General features: G+C 33.0%; 17 protein-coding genes and 1 other annotated feature. Of the genes, 16 read left to right on the plus strand and 1 reads right to left on the minus strand.

What is annotated here, in order from left to right:
- Positions 1–2 precede the first annotated feature (2 nt).
- Positions 3–383 carry a GntR family transcriptional regulator gene (locus Q326_RS0105095; protein WP_026894383.1) on the minus strand — a complete coding sequence of 127 codons (381 nt, stop codon included), beginning with the start codon at positions 381–383 and terminating at the stop codon, positions 3–5.
- Between the two features lie 164 nt (positions 384–547).
- Between Q326_RS0105095 and Q326_RS0105100 the strand changes: the two genes are divergently transcribed.
- From Q326_RS0105100 to Q326_RS0105175, 16 genes are all read left to right on the plus strand, one after another.
- The gene (locus tag Q326_RS0105100) at positions 548–1,045 is read left to right on the plus strand and encodes a D-glycero-alpha-D-manno-heptose-1,7-bisphosphate 7-phosphatase (protein WP_026894384.1); all 498 of its coding nucleotides are present in this window, start codon (positions 548–550) and stop codon (positions 1,043–1,045) included.
- A 43-nt stretch (positions 1,046–1,088) separates the two neighbouring features.
- Positions 1,089–1,313: a binding site (T-box leader), on the plus strand.
- Between the two features lie 140 nt (positions 1,314–1,453).
- Entirely contained in the window at positions 1,454–4,558 is a 3,105-nt protein-coding gene (gene ileS, locus Q326_RS0105105) for an isoleucine--tRNA ligase (protein ID WP_026894385.1), read from the plus strand.
- Between the two features lie 145 nt (positions 4,559–4,703).
- Positions 4,704–5,819 (plus strand): TMEM165/GDT1 family protein, encoded by a 1,116-nt coding sequence (locus Q326_RS17880; protein WP_051531182.1) that lies wholly within the window; start codon positions 4,704–4,706, stop codon positions 5,817–5,819.
- Positions 5,820–5,868: 49 nt separating this feature from the next.
- A complete protein-coding gene (locus Q326_RS0105115) occupies positions 5,869–6,633 on the plus strand; it encodes an IclR family transcriptional regulator (RefSeq protein WP_026894386.1) in 765 nt (254 codons plus the stop codon).
- 209 nt (positions 6,634–6,842) lie between these two features.
- Positions 6,843–7,490 carry a bifunctional 4-hydroxy-2-oxoglutarate aldolase/2-dehydro-3-deoxy-phosphogluconate aldolase gene (locus Q326_RS0105120; protein WP_034601201.1) on the plus strand — a complete coding sequence of 216 codons (648 nt, stop codon included), beginning with the start codon at positions 6,843–6,845 and terminating at the stop codon, positions 7,488–7,490.
- A 15-nt stretch (positions 7,491–7,505) separates the two neighbouring features.
- Positions 7,506–8,528 (plus strand): sugar kinase, encoded by a 1,023-nt coding sequence (locus Q326_RS0105125; protein WP_026894388.1) that lies wholly within the window; start codon positions 7,506–7,508, stop codon positions 8,526–8,528.
- Positions 8,529–8,798: 270 nt separating this feature from the next.
- Positions 8,799–9,293, plus strand: a complete 495-nt coding sequence (locus Q326_RS0105130; protein WP_026894389.1) for a QueT transporter family protein — start codon at positions 8,799–8,801, stop codon at positions 9,291–9,293.
- Between the two features lie 251 nt (positions 9,294–9,544).
- Positions 9,545–10,156, plus strand: a complete 612-nt coding sequence (locus Q326_RS0105135; protein ID WP_026894390.1) for an IS607 family transposase — start codon at positions 9,545–9,547, stop codon at positions 10,154–10,156.
- Entirely contained in the window at positions 10,149–11,342 is a 1,194-nt protein-coding gene (locus Q326_RS0105140; RefSeq protein ID WP_026894391.1) for an RNA-guided endonuclease InsQ/TnpB family protein, read from the plus strand. The genes Q326_RS0105135 and Q326_RS0105140 overlap by 8 nt, the downstream gene beginning before the upstream one ends.
- Positions 11,343–11,534: 192 nt before the next feature.
- Positions 11,535–11,675 (plus strand): hypothetical protein, encoded by a 141-nt coding sequence (locus Q326_RS18465; protein WP_156936250.1) that lies wholly within the window; start codon positions 11,535–11,537, stop codon positions 11,673–11,675.
- A 95-nt stretch (positions 11,676–11,770) separates the two neighbouring features.
- Positions 11,771–12,331 carry a glycerol-3-phosphate responsive antiterminator gene (locus Q326_RS0105150; RefSeq protein WP_026894392.1) on the plus strand — a complete coding sequence of 187 codons (561 nt, stop codon included), beginning with the start codon at positions 11,771–11,773 and terminating at the stop codon, positions 12,329–12,331.
- Between the two features lie 131 nt (positions 12,332–12,462).
- Entirely contained in the window at positions 12,463–13,725 is a 1,263-nt protein-coding gene (locus Q326_RS0105155; protein WP_026894393.1) for a PTS galactitol transporter subunit IIC, read from the plus strand.
- A gap of 42 nt (positions 13,726–13,767) precedes the next feature.
- Positions 13,768–15,273 carry an FGGY-family carbohydrate kinase gene (locus Q326_RS0105160; RefSeq protein WP_026894394.1) on the plus strand — a complete coding sequence of 502 codons (1,506 nt, stop codon included), beginning with the start codon at positions 13,768–13,770 and terminating at the stop codon, positions 15,271–15,273.
- A gap of 12 nt (positions 15,274–15,285) precedes the next feature.
- A complete protein-coding gene (locus Q326_RS0105165; protein WP_026894395.1) occupies positions 15,286–16,044 on the plus strand; it encodes an SDR family NAD(P)-dependent oxidoreductase in 759 nt (252 codons plus the stop codon).
- A gap of 13 nt (positions 16,045–16,057) precedes the next feature.
- Positions 16,058–16,912 carry a class II fructose-bisphosphate aldolase gene (locus Q326_RS0105170; protein ID WP_026894396.1) on the plus strand — a complete coding sequence of 285 codons (855 nt, stop codon included), beginning with the start codon at positions 16,058–16,060 and terminating at the stop codon, positions 16,910–16,912.
- A gap of 18 nt (positions 16,913–16,930) precedes the next feature.
- Entirely contained in the window at positions 16,931–17,926 is a 996-nt protein-coding gene (locus Q326_RS0105175; RefSeq protein WP_026894397.1) for a 2-hydroxyacid dehydrogenase, read from the plus strand.
- Positions 17,927–18,038 lie beyond the last annotated feature (112 nt).

An 18,038-nucleotide genomic window follows, 5' to 3' on the forward strand; every position in this document is an offset into this window, starting at 1 on the left:
TTTCAATTTCCCTCCAATTCACCATAGATTTTATCTATGATACTCAATAGTCTATCCTTATCTATACCTATATAATGGGCCTCTACTATAATTTTTTTAATCATTTTAGTCAATTGCACAATCCTATCCTCCTCCATTTTGGGATTATAATCTTTAGATACATATGTGCCTCTTCCCTTAATGGTGACTATAACCTTCTGTCTTTCTAATTCACTATAAGCCTTGCTTACTGTATTGGGGTTTATCAATAATTGAGAAGACAAATTTCTTACAGAGGGCAATTTATCCTGTGGTTGAAGTATACCCTTTAGTATATTTTCTTTTACTGAATCCACTATTTGTTCATATATAGGTTTGCTATTACTGGGATCTATATTAATCACAATGTTCACCTCCATCAAAGACCTAAATGTACTAATACAACTAATACACTTAATACAGTATTATTATAAACATTATTTTCAAAAAAGTAAAGGGTTTTTTAATTTTTATTGAAAATATTGGTATAATATATATTAGGTAAAAAAATAGATAAGGAGAAGGAATTATGAAAGAAGCTATATTTTTAGATAGAGATGGAGTGTTAAATGACAATAAGAAACCTGTAAATAGTCCAGAGGATTTAGTATTATATCCTAATGTAAAGGAAGCCCTAAATAAGTTGCAAAATGCAGGCTATGAACTTTTTGTGGTTACTAATCAAGGTGGAATAGAGTTGGGATACATATCTGAAAAAGATTTAGAAAAAATTCACAAAAGGTTACTGGATGAATTGAAACAATATTGCAAGATAACAGAGATAGCCTATTGTCCCTATTATCATAAAAAATCCTATGATAGAAAACCCCAACCGGGAATGATATTAAAGCTTTCTAAAAAATATAATATAAACTTAAAAAGAAGTTGGATGATAGGGGATATGAACACAGATGTAGAAGCAGGAATAAGGGCTGGGTGTAAAACGGCCAAAATAGGAAAGAATTTTCACAAGGCAGATGTAGTGGGAAAAGATTTAATGGAAGTTGTGGATAGGATTCTTACTTGACAAAACCAGTATATTTGGTATATTATTAATCAAAATGTATATGTTAATTGCTATGATGGGGATAGTATTAAAGAGAGGATGTTTACAGAGAATTAATCGTTATATGGTGAGAGATTATGACTGATTCCTTTAAGAAGATCACCCTTGAGCTGGATGTCTGAAAGCATGGTCAATTAGGATGTCACGGTTAATCCGTTATATTTCAATGAGAGACAGGGTGTATTTTGCCCTGTAATCAGGGTGGTACCACGGCTAATTCGTCCCTAAGTCTTTTGACTTAGGGACTTTTATTTTATGGAGTGAAGAACAGTCGTTAGTTGGTAGCATAATGAAGAGAACCTACAATTCTCTACCAACTACCGACTACCAATTGCCAACTGTGAACTAAAAATAGAAAGGGTGAAAAAATTGGCTAAATTTAAAGAATTATATAATTCTTCAATAAGTGAAAGCGAAAAAAATATCTCAGACTTTTGGAATGATATTGATATTTTGCAAAAGAGTATAGAAAATAGGGACGGTAAAGAGCCTTTTATTTTTTATGAGGGGCCTCCTACAGCCAACGGTAGACCTGGTATTCACCATGTTATGGCTAGAACATTGAAGGATTCAGTATGTAGATATAAGACTATGAAGGGTTATCAAGTTAAGAGAAAAGCAGGATGGGATACCCATGGACTTCCTGTAGAAATCGAAGTGGAGAAAAAGCTTGGATTAAGTGACAAACAGGACATAGAGAATTATGGCCTTGCAGAATTTAACAAGAAATGTCGAGAGTCTGTATTTGAATATGAAGGTCTATGGAGAAAGATGACAGAAAGAATGGCATATGCCATAGATTTGGATAATCCTTATATAACATTGAACAATGACTATATAGAGTCTGTATGGTGGATTTTAGATAAGTTCAATAAAGAAGGATTCATGTATGAGGGACATAAGATACTCCCTTATTGTACTAGATGTGGTACTGGATTGGCATCTCATGAGGTTGCTCAAGGATACGAAGAAATAAAGACTGTGACTGTAACTGCAAAGTTCAAATTAAAGGATAAGGATGAATATTTTCTAGTTTGGACTACTACTCCATGGACTTTGGCATCAAACGTGGCATTGACAGTACATCCTGATGTTGACTATATAAAGATAGCAGCTCAAGATGAGGTGTATTATGTAGCTAAAGACTTAGCAGACGAAGTAATGGGAGATATAGAGTACAAAGTATTGGAAGAAATGAAGGGTAAGGATTTGGAATATATAGAATATGATCAAATAATGCCCTTTGTTAAACCAGATAAAAAGGCGTTCTTTGTAACATGTGCCGATTATGTAACTACTGAGGATGGAACAGGTATAGTTCATACAGCACCTGCATTTGGTGAGGATGACTATAATACAGGAGTTAGATATAATCTTCCAGTAGTACAGCCTGTGGGAGAAGATGGAAAGTATAACGACACGCCATGGAAGGGCATGTTTGTTATGGATGCCGATATCGAGATTATAAAATGGCTATATGAGGAAAATAAGCTATTTAAGAAAGAAAAAATGGCCCACAATTATCCCCATTGTTGGAGATGTAAGACTCCTCTTTTATACTATGCAAAACCTAGTTGGTATATAGAGATGACTAAGTTGAAGGATCAGCTCATAAAGAATAATAATGAAGTAGAGTGGTATCCTGATTTTGTGGGAGAAAAGAGATTTGGAAATTGGCTTGAAAACTTAAATGATTGGGCTATTTCTAGAAGTAGATATTGGGGAACACCTCTTAATCTTTGGAGATGTGAATGTGGTCATGTAGAGAGTGTAGGCTCAAGGAAAGAACTTGTGGAAAAGGCCGTTGAAGATATAGATGAAAGTATAGAGTTGCATAGACCATATGTGGATGATGTCCATATTAAGTGTTCTAAATGTGGAGGAACTATGACAAGGGTACCTGATGTAATTGACTGTTGGTTTGATAGTGGATCCATGCCATTTGCACAACACCATTATCCCTTTGAGAACAAGGAAAACTTTGATGAACTATTCCCAGCAGATTTCATCTGTGAAGGTATAGATCAAACTAGAGGATGGTTCTATTCTCTTTTAGCCATCTCCACATTTGTAACTGGAAAATCTTCGTATAAGAGGGTATTGGTAAATGATCTTATATTAGATAAAGATGGAAAGAAAATGTCTAAATCTAGGGGAAATACTGTTGACCCATTTGAATTATTCGACAAATATGGGGCGGATGCATTGAGATGGTATCTATTATATGTATCTCCTGCATGGACTCCAACAAAGTTTGATGAAGACGGACTAAAGGAAGTATTGAGTAAATTCTTTGGAACTATAAAGAATGTATATAATTTCTTTGCATTATATGCCAATACTGATGATGTAGATCCTAGAGAATTTTTTATAGAATATAAGGACAGACCAGAACTAGATAGATGGATATTATCTAAATATAATTCCATGGTTAAAGCAGTGACTGAGAATTTAGAGGTATTTGATTTGACTAAGGCAGTAAGAAGAGTTCAAGACTTTGTAAATGAAGATTTATCTAATTGGTATATAAGAAGGTCTAGAAGAAGATTTTGGGATACAGATTTAGATAGTGACAAAAAATCAGTTTACAATACCACATATGAAGTTTTAGTTGGTATATCTCAATTAGTAGCACCTTTTGCACCTTATCTTTCAGAAGAAATATATAAGAAATTGACAGGAGAAACATCAGTACATTTAAGTGATTACCCTGTGGCTAAAAAAGAATTGATTGACACAGATTTAGAATATAAGATGGACCTTGTTAGAGAATTAGTAGGATTGGGAAGGGCATCTAGGGAATCAGTAAGGATTAAAGTAAGGCAACCATTACAAAAGGTATTAGTTGATGGAAAATATGAAGAGACTATATCCGATGTAGTACCTCTAATCAAGGAAGAATTAAATGTAAAAGAGGTAGTATTTGCCAAAGACCTTAAACAATATATGAACTTCAATTTAAAGCCAAACTTTAGAGTGGCAGGTCCTGAATTGGGACCTAAGATTAAAGTATTTAGCAAGGTATTGGCATCTTTAGATGGATCCGAGGTAGTACCTAAGATAGAAGCTGGTGAAGGAATAGTAGTAGATCTAGATGGAGAAGAATTTAAAGTTACCAGTGAATATGTGGAAGTAAATATAACAGCAAAAGAAGGATTTAATGTATCTATGGATGATAATCTGTTCGTTATATTGGATACTACGTTGAATGAAGAATTACTTAATGAGGGATTCGCTAGAGAATTTATATCTAAAGTTCAACAGATGAGAAAGAACAATGGATATGAGATGATGGATAATATTAAAATATATTATCATGGAGATGAAGATATAGTTAAAGCTGTAGATGTTTACAGAGATTATATTATGCAGGAGACATTAGCTGTTGAAGTGATTGAGGCAGAGGATAGTGATTTTGAAAAATATAATTTAAATGACCATGAGACAGGATTAAAACTTGAAAAAGTAAACTAAAAAAAGAGGGTATACCCTCTTTTTTTTAGTTGTTAACTACTTATTTTAAATGACATATATAATTGATAAATGCAAATATTAAGCATATATGGTATATTATATATTGAAACAGATATAATGAATAAAGTAAACGGGAGATGAAATAGTGGGAGAGATAATAAAGGCTTTTATATTTATATTTGTAGCTGAGATGGGAGACAAGACTCAAATATTGGCGATGACCTTTGCTACCAAATATTCTGTAAAAAAGGTGTTATTGGGAGTGTTTTTAGGGTCACTGTTGAACCATGGAATAGCAGTAGCGTTGGGTTCCTATCTATCTAATAAAATTCCTCTAAATCTAGTGCAACTATTTGCTGGAATATTGTTTATAGGATTTGGGCTTTGGACCTTAAAACCAGAAGGTGATGAAGATGATCAAGATGCGAAGGGAAATGGTTTAGGCCCTGTATTGACAGTAGCTATGGCTTTTTTTATAGGAGAGCTTGGAGATAAAACCCAGCTCACTGCAATGACATTGGCAACTGAATCATCATATCCTCTATTTATATTGATGGGTACAGTATTGGGGATGGTATTTACCAGCAGTATTGGTATATTTGTGGGAAGTAAGATTGGAGATAAGATCCCTGAGATTGCAATAAAGATAGTGTCAGCATTTATATTTATATTATTTGGAACTATAAAACTCTATCAACAGACACCAGAAAGATTTTTAAATACATATACTGTTTTGGGATTTTCGGCAATATTGTGTATAATTATAGCAGTACTTCTTAGGTCAGTATTTAAGTCTAGAAGAAATAGAATAACTTCATTGAAAGGGGCAGCAACATCCCTATATATACATACTACTTATTTAAAAAGAGCTGTCAATCACATGTGCCTTGGTACTGAAAGGTGCAAACACTGTCAGGGGATCAATTGCCCCATTGGATTTACTAAAGAGGTATTGAATGAGTCAGAAAAGACCCACAGATATAAAGTGTCTAAAAAGTTCAATATACTACCTAAAAATAATAAGAAGCCCTTTGAAAGATATGAAGCAATAAAAATATTGGCCAAGACATTGGGCTATATCGAACTATATAATGTGGGAAATGATGAGGACCATGTATTTAATAAGGCTAGGGAGGCAATGGAGATTATACTCTTTGACACCCATTTATACTTTTCAGGAGATATAAAAGAGTATTTGAATACCATAATAAAGCTCGATAATAAAGTAGGAAAAGAAGTAGAGATGTTAGTTAGTATTTAATAGCTACAGCTCTGAAGTACGGACTAGAAAGTAAGGAGATGGAGAAAATATGAAGGATATAGTACAATCAGTAGATAGAGCATTGTCCATATTAGAGGTTTTATCTGAGAATAGCTCAGGATTGGGAATAACAGAGATTAGCAAAAAAATAGATTTACATAAGAGTACAGTTCATAGACTATTGTCCACATTAATCTATAAGGATTATGTTGAACAGGATCATGAAACAAATAAATATAGGATAACATTAAAGGTTTTAGAATTGGGAAACAATAGACTTAAAGATCTAGATATAGTTACTGTATCTAGGCCTCATCTTACTGAGCTGATGAAAAAGACCAATGAAGTTGTACATTTAGTTATATTGGAAAAAGAAGAAATTGTATATATAGACAAAGTGGAGTCTGAAAATACTATTCGGATGCATTCCACCATAGGAAAGAGAAGTCCCGCATACTGTACTGCTGTAGGAAAGGCTATAATGTCCCATATGACAATGGAAGAGGTATTGGAAATATGGAATAATAGTCAAATAAAAGAGCATACCCAATATACTATAACAGGGGTAGATGAAATGAAAGAAGAGCTAAAAAAAATAAGGGAAAGAGGATATAGCGTAGATGATGAAGAAAATGAGATAGGAGTAAGATGTGTTGCAGCCCCCATATTTAATTGGAAGGGAGATGTAATTGCAGCCATAAGTATATCTGGACCTACCATGAGGGTTACTAAGGAAAAAGTGGAAGAGTTCTCTATATTAATAATTGAATATGCCAGAAGAATATCTTTGGAATTGGGATATAACAATAAATAAAAAAACAACTCTAAGTTTTGGATTTAATAGACGAAGCTTAGAGTTGTTTTTTTGAAAAACTTTAAAATACAAAGTATATAAGAGATATATTGAATAAGAACAATATAATTTGATTAGATAGTTTCTAATAGTCTTTGAATATTAAAGAAAAATTCCATATAATGAAACCAAAGTTTGAAATACGGAACAAAATAATAGGAGGGATTACTGTGACCCCAAAATATGAAACATTAAAAAGAATTTCTGATGTTGGAATAGTAGCTGTAGTTAGGGCTGAAAGTCCTGAAAGTGCAGAAAAGATAGCTAAGGCTTGTATAGATGGAGGAATTCCAGCAATAGAGATTACATTTACAGTGCCAGGAGCGGATATGGTTATAAAAGCTCTTAAAGAGAAATTTACTAGGGATGAATTGATTGTTGGAGCAGGTACAGTATTGGATAGTGAAACAGCTAGATTGGCCATATTGGCAGGAGCAGAATACATAGTAAGTCCTGCATTTGATATGGATACAGCTAAATTATGTAATAGATATCAAATACCATATATGCCAGGATGTATGACTATAACAGAGATGATTAGAGCAATGGAAGCGGGTGCCGATATAATAAAAGTATTCCCAGGTAGCGCCTTTGGACCAAGTATAATAAAAGCTATAAAAGGACCGTTGCCTCAAGCAGTACTTATGCCTACAGGAGGGGTAAGTTTAGATAATGTGGCAGAATGGATAAAAAATGGATGTGTTGCAGTAGGAGTAGGTGGCAAACTTACTGGTGGAGCAAAGACTGGAAATTATGATGAAATTACTGCAACAGCAAAGGAATTCATTAAGAAAATAAAAGAAGCTAGACAAGGATAAAGGAGGATACTTATTATGAAAAAAGTAGTGACTATGGGAGAAATAATGCTTAGATTATCTACACCAGGATATAAGAGATTTACACAATCTGAATCCTTTGATGTAGTATATGGTGGTGGAGAAGCCAATGTTGCTGTGTCCCTTGCCAATTATGGATTAGATGCCTATTTTGTAAGTAAGTTACCAGAAAATCCTATTGGTCAAAGTGCTGTTAATAGTCTAAGAAGATTTGGCGTGAATACTGATTATATAGCAAGAGGTGGAGATAGAGTAGGTATTTATTTCCTTGAAACAGGGGCTTCAATGAGACCTTCAAAGGTTGTATATGATAGGGCTCATTCTGCAATATCAGAAGCAGATGTAGAAGATTTTGATTTTGATGAAATATTTAAAGATGCAGAATGGTTCCATTTCAGTGGCATTACTCCTGCATTAAGTGACAAATCTGCTGAACTTACTTTGGCTGCTCTTAAGGCTGCTAAGAAACATGGAGTAACAGTGAGTGTAGACTTAAACTATAGAAAAAAACTGTGGAGTCCTGAAAAGGCGAAGAAAGTAATGACTGAGCTTATGGAATATGTAGATGTATGCATAGGAAATGAAGAAGATGCAGAGACAACTTTAGGATTTAAACCAGGAAAGACAGATGTAACTAAGGGTGAATTAGAGCTTCAAGGTTACAAAGATATATTCAAGCAAATGAAGGATAAATTTGGATTCAAATATGTAGTATCGACTTTAAGAGAAAGCTATTCAGCATCAGACAATGGCTGGTCAGCATTGATATATAATGGTGAAGAATTCTACCACTCAAGAAAATACGATATAAGAATCGTAGATAGAGTTGGAGGAGGAGACTCCTTTGCTGGTGGTTTAATATATGGTTTAGTTAGTGGAAAAGACTTTAAAGATGCATTGGAATTTGCTGTGGCAGCTTCTGCTATGAAGCATACAATTCCAGGAGACTTTAATATGATGAATGTAGACGAAGTGATGACACTTGTCGAAGGAGATGCATCTGGAAGGGTACAAAGATAAGATAGCTAAGATTCAAATTTTAAATATATAAAATCTTCCTCAAAATTTTATATAATATCTAAGGCCTTAAGAATATTCTTAAGGCCTTAGATTATTGGTGGAAAACAGTTATTAGTTATTAGTTCGTAGTTATTAGTTGATGGTGGAAATCCTGGGGATTTCTTCATTGAACTATTAACTATTCCATTTTCACATTATTTATGATATAATGATTTGATAGGTATAGTGTTTCCTTGGAAACCCACTTTTAAAAAACAAGGAGGAATTAGTATGAAAATTACAACTGAAAAAATAGTGAAGATAGGTGTTATAGCTGCAGTATATGCAGCAGTGACTATGTCATTACAACCCATAAGCTATGGGGCTATCCAATTTAGGTTATCGGAGATTATGGTATTATTGGCATTTATAGACCCTGTATATATTCCAGGATTGGTATTGGGATGTGCAATAGCTAATGTATTTAGTCCATTGGGGATTGTAGATGTAGTAGTAGGTACTTTTGCTACATTTTTAAGTGTGTATATGATAAGCAAGAGTAAAAATATATTTATGGCCAGTATTTGGCCTGTAGTAATGAATGGCGTATTTATAGGGGGAGAACTGCATTTTCTATTGAACTTACCATTTTTAGAGTCTGCTTTATATGTGGCATTTGGAGAATTTGTAGTAGTGGCTCTGTTGGGATGTCCCATTTTTTACTATCTTTTAAAAAGAGAGAGATTAGTACAATATTTAAAGTTCAATTTAAATATTAGCAAATAAATTAGATACGGTTATTGATTGTGTTAATTATCAGTTAGTAGTTAATAGTTAGTAGTTAGTAGTTTAATGAAGAAATCCATAGGATTTCCCCCATCAACTATTAACCGATAACTACGAACTACTAACTATTTTTTTCTACGATGAAGGTAAAATTAGGAGGGTGATAACTGTTAAATAAAACCTATAAAAATATATAAAACCCTATTGAATATTTATAGATTATATATTAATATAATTATAGAGGTGATAAGATGAAATATTATTCAATAGGTGAATTTGCAGATAAAATAGGGAAAAGTATTCAGACTCTAAGAAATTGGGATAAAAAAGGAACATTAAAACCGTCCCATGTAACAGAAGGTGGGACTCGATATTATTCTCAAAAACAACTTAATCATTTTTTAGGACTTAAAGGAGAAGAACAACTAGATAAAAAAGTGATAGGCTATTGTAGAGTTTTTTCAAACAAGCAAAAAGACGACCTAGAAAGACAAGTAGAAAATGTTAAAACTTATATGATTGCAAAAGGCTATCAGTTTGAGGTAATAACTGACATAGGTAGTGGTATTAACTATAATAAAAAAGGGTTGAATAAATTAATAGATATGGTAACTAATTCGGAAGTTGATAAGATAGTAATTTTATATAAAGATAGGTTGGTTAGATTTGGTTTTGAATTAATAAAAAACTTGTGTGATAAGTATGGAACTACCATTGAAATTATAGATAATACCGAAAAGACAGAGGAGCAAGAGTTGGTCGAAGATTTAATTCAAATTGTTACGGTCTTTAGTTGTAGACTTCAAGGCAAGAGAGCAAATAAGGCTAAAAAGATGATTAAGGAGCTAACAGAAGATGATTAGAACATATAAGGTTATGTTAAAACCTAACAATAAACAAAAAACAAAACTATTTGAATGTGCAGGACTAAGTAGATGGGCTTACAATTGGACTTTAGGAAAACAAAAAGAAAACTATAATAATGGTGGAAAGTTTCTTAAAGATAGTGTTTTAAGAAAAGAATTAACTAAACTGAAGAAAATAAAAGAATATAGTTGGTTAAATCAATATTCTAACAATATAACAAAACAAGCCATAAAAGACGCTTGTAATAGTTATAAAAGGTTTTTTAAAGGGTATAGTAGCTTCCCTAGATTTAAGTCTAAAAGGAAATCTAAACCTAGTTTTTATCAAGACAATATTAAAATTAAGTTTACTAAAACCCATGTTAAACTTGAAAAATTAACTACAAGTAAAAAGAAGAATAGGCAAAAGTTTAACTGGATTAGATTAGTTGAAAAAGGAAGAATACCAACAGGTGAAGATATCAAGTATTCTAATCCAAGAGTAGGGTTTGATGGACTTAATTGGTGGATAAGTGTAGGTGTAAAAATAGAAGAAGTTAAAGAAGATAAGCCAAAGTCAGAGCCGATAGGCATAGATTTAGGGGTTAAAGATTTAGCAATAATAAGTAATGGAGAGAAATATAAAAATATCAATAAATCTAGTAAAATGAGAAAATTGATTAAAAGATATAAGAGATTGCAAAGACAAATATCAAGGAAATACGATATGAGTAAAACTAAAATAGAAGGAGGTGAAAACTGTTACAAATACCATAAAACTAAGAATATTATAAAAGCTGAAAATAAACTAAAAAGACTCTATAAGAAGATAAAGGGTTTAAGGGACAATTATATTCATCAAGTTACAAATTCTTTGGTGAAAGCCAAGCCAAATTATATTGTAATTGAAGATTTGAATATAAGTGGTATGCTTAAAAATAAAAAACTATCTAAGGCTATACAAGAGCAGTCTTTAAGAGAGTTTAGAAGGCAACTTGAATATAAGTGTAAATGGAATGATGTTAAATTAATAGTTGCAGATAGATATTATCCTAGTTCTAAACTATGTAGCTTATGTGGATATATTCATAAAGACTTAAAACTATCAGATAGAATTTATAAATGTCCTAAGTGTGGAAATAAAATAGATAGAGATTATCAAGCAAGTATAAATCTTAGAGAATACCCTAAATCAGTAGCATAATCACTTAAAAGATACTACTGATATGTACCCATTCGTTAGTGGGGAATTTAAGCCTTGGGAGAGTTATAACAAACGAGAGTAGTAATTTTTATAATTATGAAATCGGACTCGTTGAATGAGGAATAAAGCATGGAATTTATAAATGCTTGGTTTATTTATAGATTTTAGTAGGTATTTTGTAACGGATAAGATATGCAAAAAAAACAACAAAAAAATAAAGAAAATAAGAGGAAAAATCAAAAAGATGTATGCAAAGAATGTGGTGCAAAGATGAGACCAGAAGGCGGATGTTTTGTATGCCCCAATTGTGGATACAGTCCATGCCATATATAGATACAGTTCTTATGTCAATATAAATTTATATTGACATAAGAAAAATATATGATAGAATGTAAAACATAAATGAAAATGTTTTCAGGTGATTAGATTTGAAAAAATTATTTGAGCAGTTTACTATTGTGCCTTCTATAAGGATGTTAAAGGATTTAGATTATGTTCTAGAATCTTCGTTACCTGTAGTACTATTGTCAGAGGTACATATAGGCAATTTAAAATCCTTGGTACAGAGATGTCACAATAAAAATAAAAAGGTACTGGTAAATGTAGACTTGATAGGTGGTTTTTCTCCTGATAAGATAGGAGTCAAATTATTGGTTGATTTATTTAAAGTAGATGGAATATTCACATCGAATATTATAACTATTAATATGTGCAAATCTGTTGGGTTATTTACGATACAAAGGTTTTTCTTGATGGACTCCAAGGCTGTTGATTCCAGTTTAAAATCTTTGAAGAAGTCTCAAGCAGATGCCATAGAGCTTTTGCCATCTCCTTTAGTACCTGAATTTTTTAATAAGATAGTTAAGAAAAAAGATATTCCCATATTGGCAGGTGGATTTGTAAACGATGTAAACAGTGTAAAAGAGTTTAAGAAACTGGGACTCAAAGGAATGACCACCAGCTGTAAGGATATTTGGAAGTTAAAATAAAATAGAACTATGTAGGACAGCGAATAGAAGAAGCCCTACTTGAAAGAGAATCTTAAGATTCTCTTTTGAGTGGGCTTTTTTATTTTTATATATTTAAAAAATTCTAAAAATTAAAATGAGGAGGTAGTACTATGGAAGTTATTAACACAATTATTAACATGGGTCCATCTGTAATGATGCCAATAATCTTTTTCATATTAGCGTTGGCCTTTGGTGTAAAGATAGGAAAGGCTTTTAAAGCTGGTATGCTGGTAGGTATTGGTTTTGAGGGTATTGGATTAGTAATAGGTCTTTTATTAAATAGTTTAGGGCCTGCTGCCGAGGCCATGGTTGAAAGATTTGGTCTGAATCTAACAGCAGTAGATGCAGGTTGGCCTGTGGCTGCGACAATAGGCTGGGGTTCTCCTATTGTACCATTTGTAGTATTTGGAGGATTATTATTAAATGTACTTCTATTGATATTAAATTTAACCAAAACTGTGAATATAGACATATTTAACTATTGGCATTTCTTGCTTACGGGAGGAGTTATATACGCAATTACAGGAAACATAGTCATAGCTTCAGTTGGAGCACTAATTAATTTCTTAATAGCCTTAGTAATTGCAGATAAAACAGCTCCAAAGGTACAAGAAGCCTATGATATCAAAGGAGTTTCCTTTGCCCATGCAACTTCTGCCATATATGTACCAGTGGGTATAGTGGTAAACTGGATTATAGAAAGAATCCCTGGATTAAGCAAGATAGAAGCAAACCCAGATACCATAACAGAAAAGTTTGGAGTAATGGGTGAGCCTTTAACATTGGGAACAATACTTGGTATATTATTGGGAGTATTGGCTGGATGGAATGTGACAGACATATTAACACTAGCCATCAAGGTTGCAGCAGTTATGGTACTTCTACCAGCAATGATAAACGTATTGGTTGAAGGATTAGTAACTGTGAGAGATGCTGCCGAGAGTACATTGAAGAAAAAATTCCCCAACAGAGAATTTTACATAGGTTTAGACACAGCATTACTTGTAGGGGATCCAGCAGTATTGGCAACAGGATTATTGATGATACCAGCGTCATTACTATTAGCAGTTATATTACCAGGAAACAAGGTGTTGCCCTTTGTGGATTTAGCTTCATTAGTTTTCTTGATTGCCATGGTATCACCGTATTGTAAAAAGAATATGGTCAGGATATTTATAACAGGATTGGTAGTAATCACTTTAGTTCTATATGCAGGAACAGATATAGCACCTTATTATACTAAGGCTGCAAAACTTGCCGATGTAGCATTACCTCAAGGTGTTGGCGCAAATGCCGAGATGTCAGGTATTGTTGGTGGGGCAACCACACCTGTTGGTTGGATTTTGATTAAATTATCTGCTTTATTTAATTAATAATGGAAAATAAAAAATATTGATTGTTAGGGGGAGCTAATAATGGAAAAATATTTGATTGGTATTGATAATGGTGGCACCATGTCTAAAGCAGCTTTATATAATTTACTAGGTGAAGAGGTAGCGGCATCTTGTTATAAGACCAATACAATTATGCCTAGTCCTGGATTCACCGAAAGAGATATGGAGGAAATGTGGCAAGCAAATGTAAAGGCTATAAAGGATGTAATAAATACAAGTAAAATAGATCCAAGGGATATAGTAGGTGTTGCTACTACAGGCCATGGAAATGGTATGTACTTAGTAGATGAGGAAGGAAAACCTTCTTACAATGGAATAATATCAACAGATACTAGGGCAAAAAAGTATGTTGAGAAGTGGTATGAAGATGGGACATTTGAAGAAGTATTGCCTAAAACTATGCAATCTATATGGGCAGGGCAGCCAGTTGCATTGATCTCTTGGTTTAAAGACAATAAACCAGAGGTTTTAGAAAAGACAAAATGGATTTTTATGTGTAAGGATTATATACGATATAGATTGACAAATGAAACTTATGCAGAGATAACAGATATGTCTGGAACAAATTTGATGAATGTAAGAGATGTTAAATATGATAGAGATTTGTTGAAGAAATTTGGTATTGAAGAAATCATGGACAAATTACCACCAATAAAATATTCTTCAGATATATGTGGATATATAACCAAAGAAGTTGCAGAAATAACAGGTCTAGTTGAAGGGACACCTGTGGCAGGTGGGTTATTTGACATAGATGCATCAGCCATAGCTACTGGACTAATAGAAGAAGAAAAACTTTGTATAGTAGCTGGAACTTGGAGTATAAATGAATATATAAGCAAGAAACCTGTAATATCAAAGGATCTATTTATGACTTCTATATATTGTATGAAGGACCATTGGTTGACTACAGAGGCAAGTCCCACTTCAGCCAGCAATTTAGAATGGTTTATAAGTGAAATTATGGAAGGTGGTGATAAAGAAAATTGTTGCGTATATGACAATGTCAATGATCTAGTTAAAGGGATTTCGCCAGAAGATAGTAATATAATATTCTTACCATTTTTATATGGAACCAATGTAGATGCAGATGCAAAAGCTTGTTTCATTGGATTAAGTGGATGGCATAAAAAGCCACATTTATTGAGGGCTATATATGAGGGAGTAGCATTTTGTCATAGGGCCCATATAGATAGATTATTAAAATATAGAGATAAGCCAGAGGCCATAAGGATAGCAGGAGGTGCAGCTAAATCTGAGGTTTGGATTCAAATATTTGCTGATATATTACAAACCCCTATAGAAGTTACAACAAGTACTGAACTGGGAGCATTGGGAGCAGCCATATGTGCAGGAATAGCAACAGGTGATTTTGAGTCTTTCAAATCCGCTTCTGATTCCATGGTTAAAGTGGCGTATACATGTTATCCAAATAAAGATAATAAAGAGATATATGATAAAAAATATAATTTATATAAAAAATCAATAGAAGTATTAACTCCGTTATGGAGTAATTTATCTAACTAGGAGTGATTATATATGGACTTAAAATTGAAGGGCAAATCTGCAATAGTAACAGGAGGATCAAGAGGAGTAGGCAGAGGAATATGCCTAGCATTGGCAAAAGAAGGAGCTAATGTTGTAATAAACTATAATAGCAGCAATGAATCAGCATTAAAATTAAAGAATGAGATAGAAAGCTTAGGTGGTAATGCTGTTACAGTAAAGGCCAATTTAGGCAATCCAGAAGATTGTAAAAATTTGATAGAAGAAGCTGAAAAGACATTTGGTAATGTAGATATACTAATAAATAATGCTGGAGTATGGCCACAAAATTGGGTACAAGACATTCCATTGGATGAGTGGAATAAAACTATAGATATAAATCTGACTTCTGTATTTTTAACGAGTCAAGCATTTGTAAGAAAAAATATAGATAAGAATAGACCAGGTAAAATATTAAATATAACTTCTCAAGCGGCATTTAATGGTTCTACCACAGGACATGCCCATTATGCAGCAAGTAAGGCAGGAGTAGTTTCTTTGACAGTATCAATGGCTAGAGAAATGTCCAAATATGACATAAATGTAAATGCAATAGCATTGGGAATAGTTGAGACAGATATGACTAAAAAGGCATTAGAGTCCAAAGAGGATTATTATTTGAATAGAATACCAATAGGAAGAGTAGCCACTCCAAAGGATATAGGAGATATAGCATTATTTATGGTATCAGAACCAGCATCATATATAACTGGTGCAACAATAGATGCTACAGGTGGAATGTTAATGAGATAAGGAGGAATATTAAATGTTAGTAAATTTAAATGAAGTATTGATAAAGGCAAGAAAAGAAGGATATGGAGTTCCTGCATTTGATTGTACAGAAGATGTATTGATAAGGACAATACTAGATACTGCTGAAGAAAAAAAATCTCCAGTGATATTGATGGCATTAGAACATGATTTGAAGGGAAAGGGTATAGATTATATAACTTCATTAGTCAAGGGAGTTGCAGATAAGTATGATATACCCATAGTATTACATCTAGACCATGCCACTAATTTTGAAATAATAGAAAAGGCTATAGACTATGGATTTACTTCTGTAATGTATGATGGATCTATGTTACCTATTGAAGAAAATATAGCCAATACTAAAAGAGTTGTAGAGATGGCCCATCCCAAAAATGTAACTGTAGAGGCAGAATTAGGTCATGTTGCTGGTAAAGAGATAGATGGGTCTTATGCAGGAGAAACTATGCTCACAGAACCAGACGAGGTTCTAAAATTTGTAAATGAAACAAAAGTAGATGCCTTAGCAGTTTCTATAGGAACTGCCCATGGAGTTTATGTTTCTGCTCCTGAATTAAATATTGATCGACTAATAGAAATAAACAAGATTAGTCCTGTACCATTGGTACTTCATGGTGGCTCAGGAACTCCGATAGATCAAGTACAGGAATCTATAAAGAATGGAATATCAAAGATTAATCTATACGCAGATCTAAGGATAGCAATGTTTAAAGGATTGAAAGTATCTGCTAAATCTCATGATAGAGTAGATCCACTACCAGATCAATTATACAAACCTATTAGGGATGCCTTAAGAGAAACTATAATAGATAAAATGGAAATGGTTTTTTCAGAAAACAAAGGAATATAATCTAAAGAGGTGATTTAAATGAATTTATTAGCTATTGCAGACAATTTTATAGATGCAGAAACAATGCATAGAGGACTTGAGGGGTTAAAAGATCTAGGCGTGAATATAGAAGTAAGGAATTGGTACCATGAAGACCAAGAGGCACTCCAAAGAGATAATTTACTTATAGAGCAGAATGGACCAGAAGCAGTAGAACTTTCGGAAAACTTAATGAAAGATATGGATAAATTTGATATAGTAATTGTTCAGTTTGCTCCAGTATCTAAGAAATTAATAGACAAAGCAAAAAATTTGAAGATAATAGGAGTTTTAAGGGGAGGAATAGAGAATATAGATAAAAAATATGCTGAAGAAAAGGGCATAAAGGTGTTAAATACTCCAGGGAGAAATGCTAGAGCTGTAGCTGAATTTTCTATGGGAATGATACTAAGCGAAACAAGAAATATAGCCAGGTCCCATTATGCATTGAAAAATGATCAGTGGAGAAAAGACTTTCCAAACAGTAGTTATATTCCAGAGTTAAATGGCAAAACAGTAGGTATAATTGGATTTGGACATATAGGTCAATTGGTAGCAGGATATTTAAAGGCCTTTGGGTCAAATATATTAGCCTATGATCCATTTTATAATGGAAGTTTTGAAGGTGTGGAAATTACAGATTTGGAAAGACTTTTAAAGAATTCAGATATAATTACTATACATTCTAGGTTAACTGAGGAGACTCATAATTTAATAGATGAAAAAGAATTTTCTTTGATGAAAGAGAATGCAGTATTGGTAAATACAGCCCGTTCAGGTTTGGTGAACCAAAAGGCATTAGTAAAAGCATTAAAAGAAAATAAGATATTTGGAGCCGCAATAGATGTATTTGATGACGAACCTATACCTGAAGATGATGAGATATTGAAGCTAGATAATATTACAATAACACCCCATATAGCAGGATCAACAAAAGATGCATTCTCCAATAGTCCTAAAATGATGGCAAATATTTTAAAAGATATAATAAAATAAATACAGTAAGTAGTTGAATGATGAAATCCTATGGATTTCATCATTCAACTAAGAACTAAGAACTAAGAACTAAGAACTAAGAACTAAGAACTAAGAACTAAGAACTAAGAAC

This window comes from Clostridiisalibacter paucivorans DSM 22131 (assembly GCF_000620125.1).
In the GTDB taxonomy this organism is placed as follows: Bacteria; Bacillota; Clostridia; order Tissierellales; family Clostridiisalibacteraceae; genus Clostridiisalibacter; species Clostridiisalibacter paucivorans.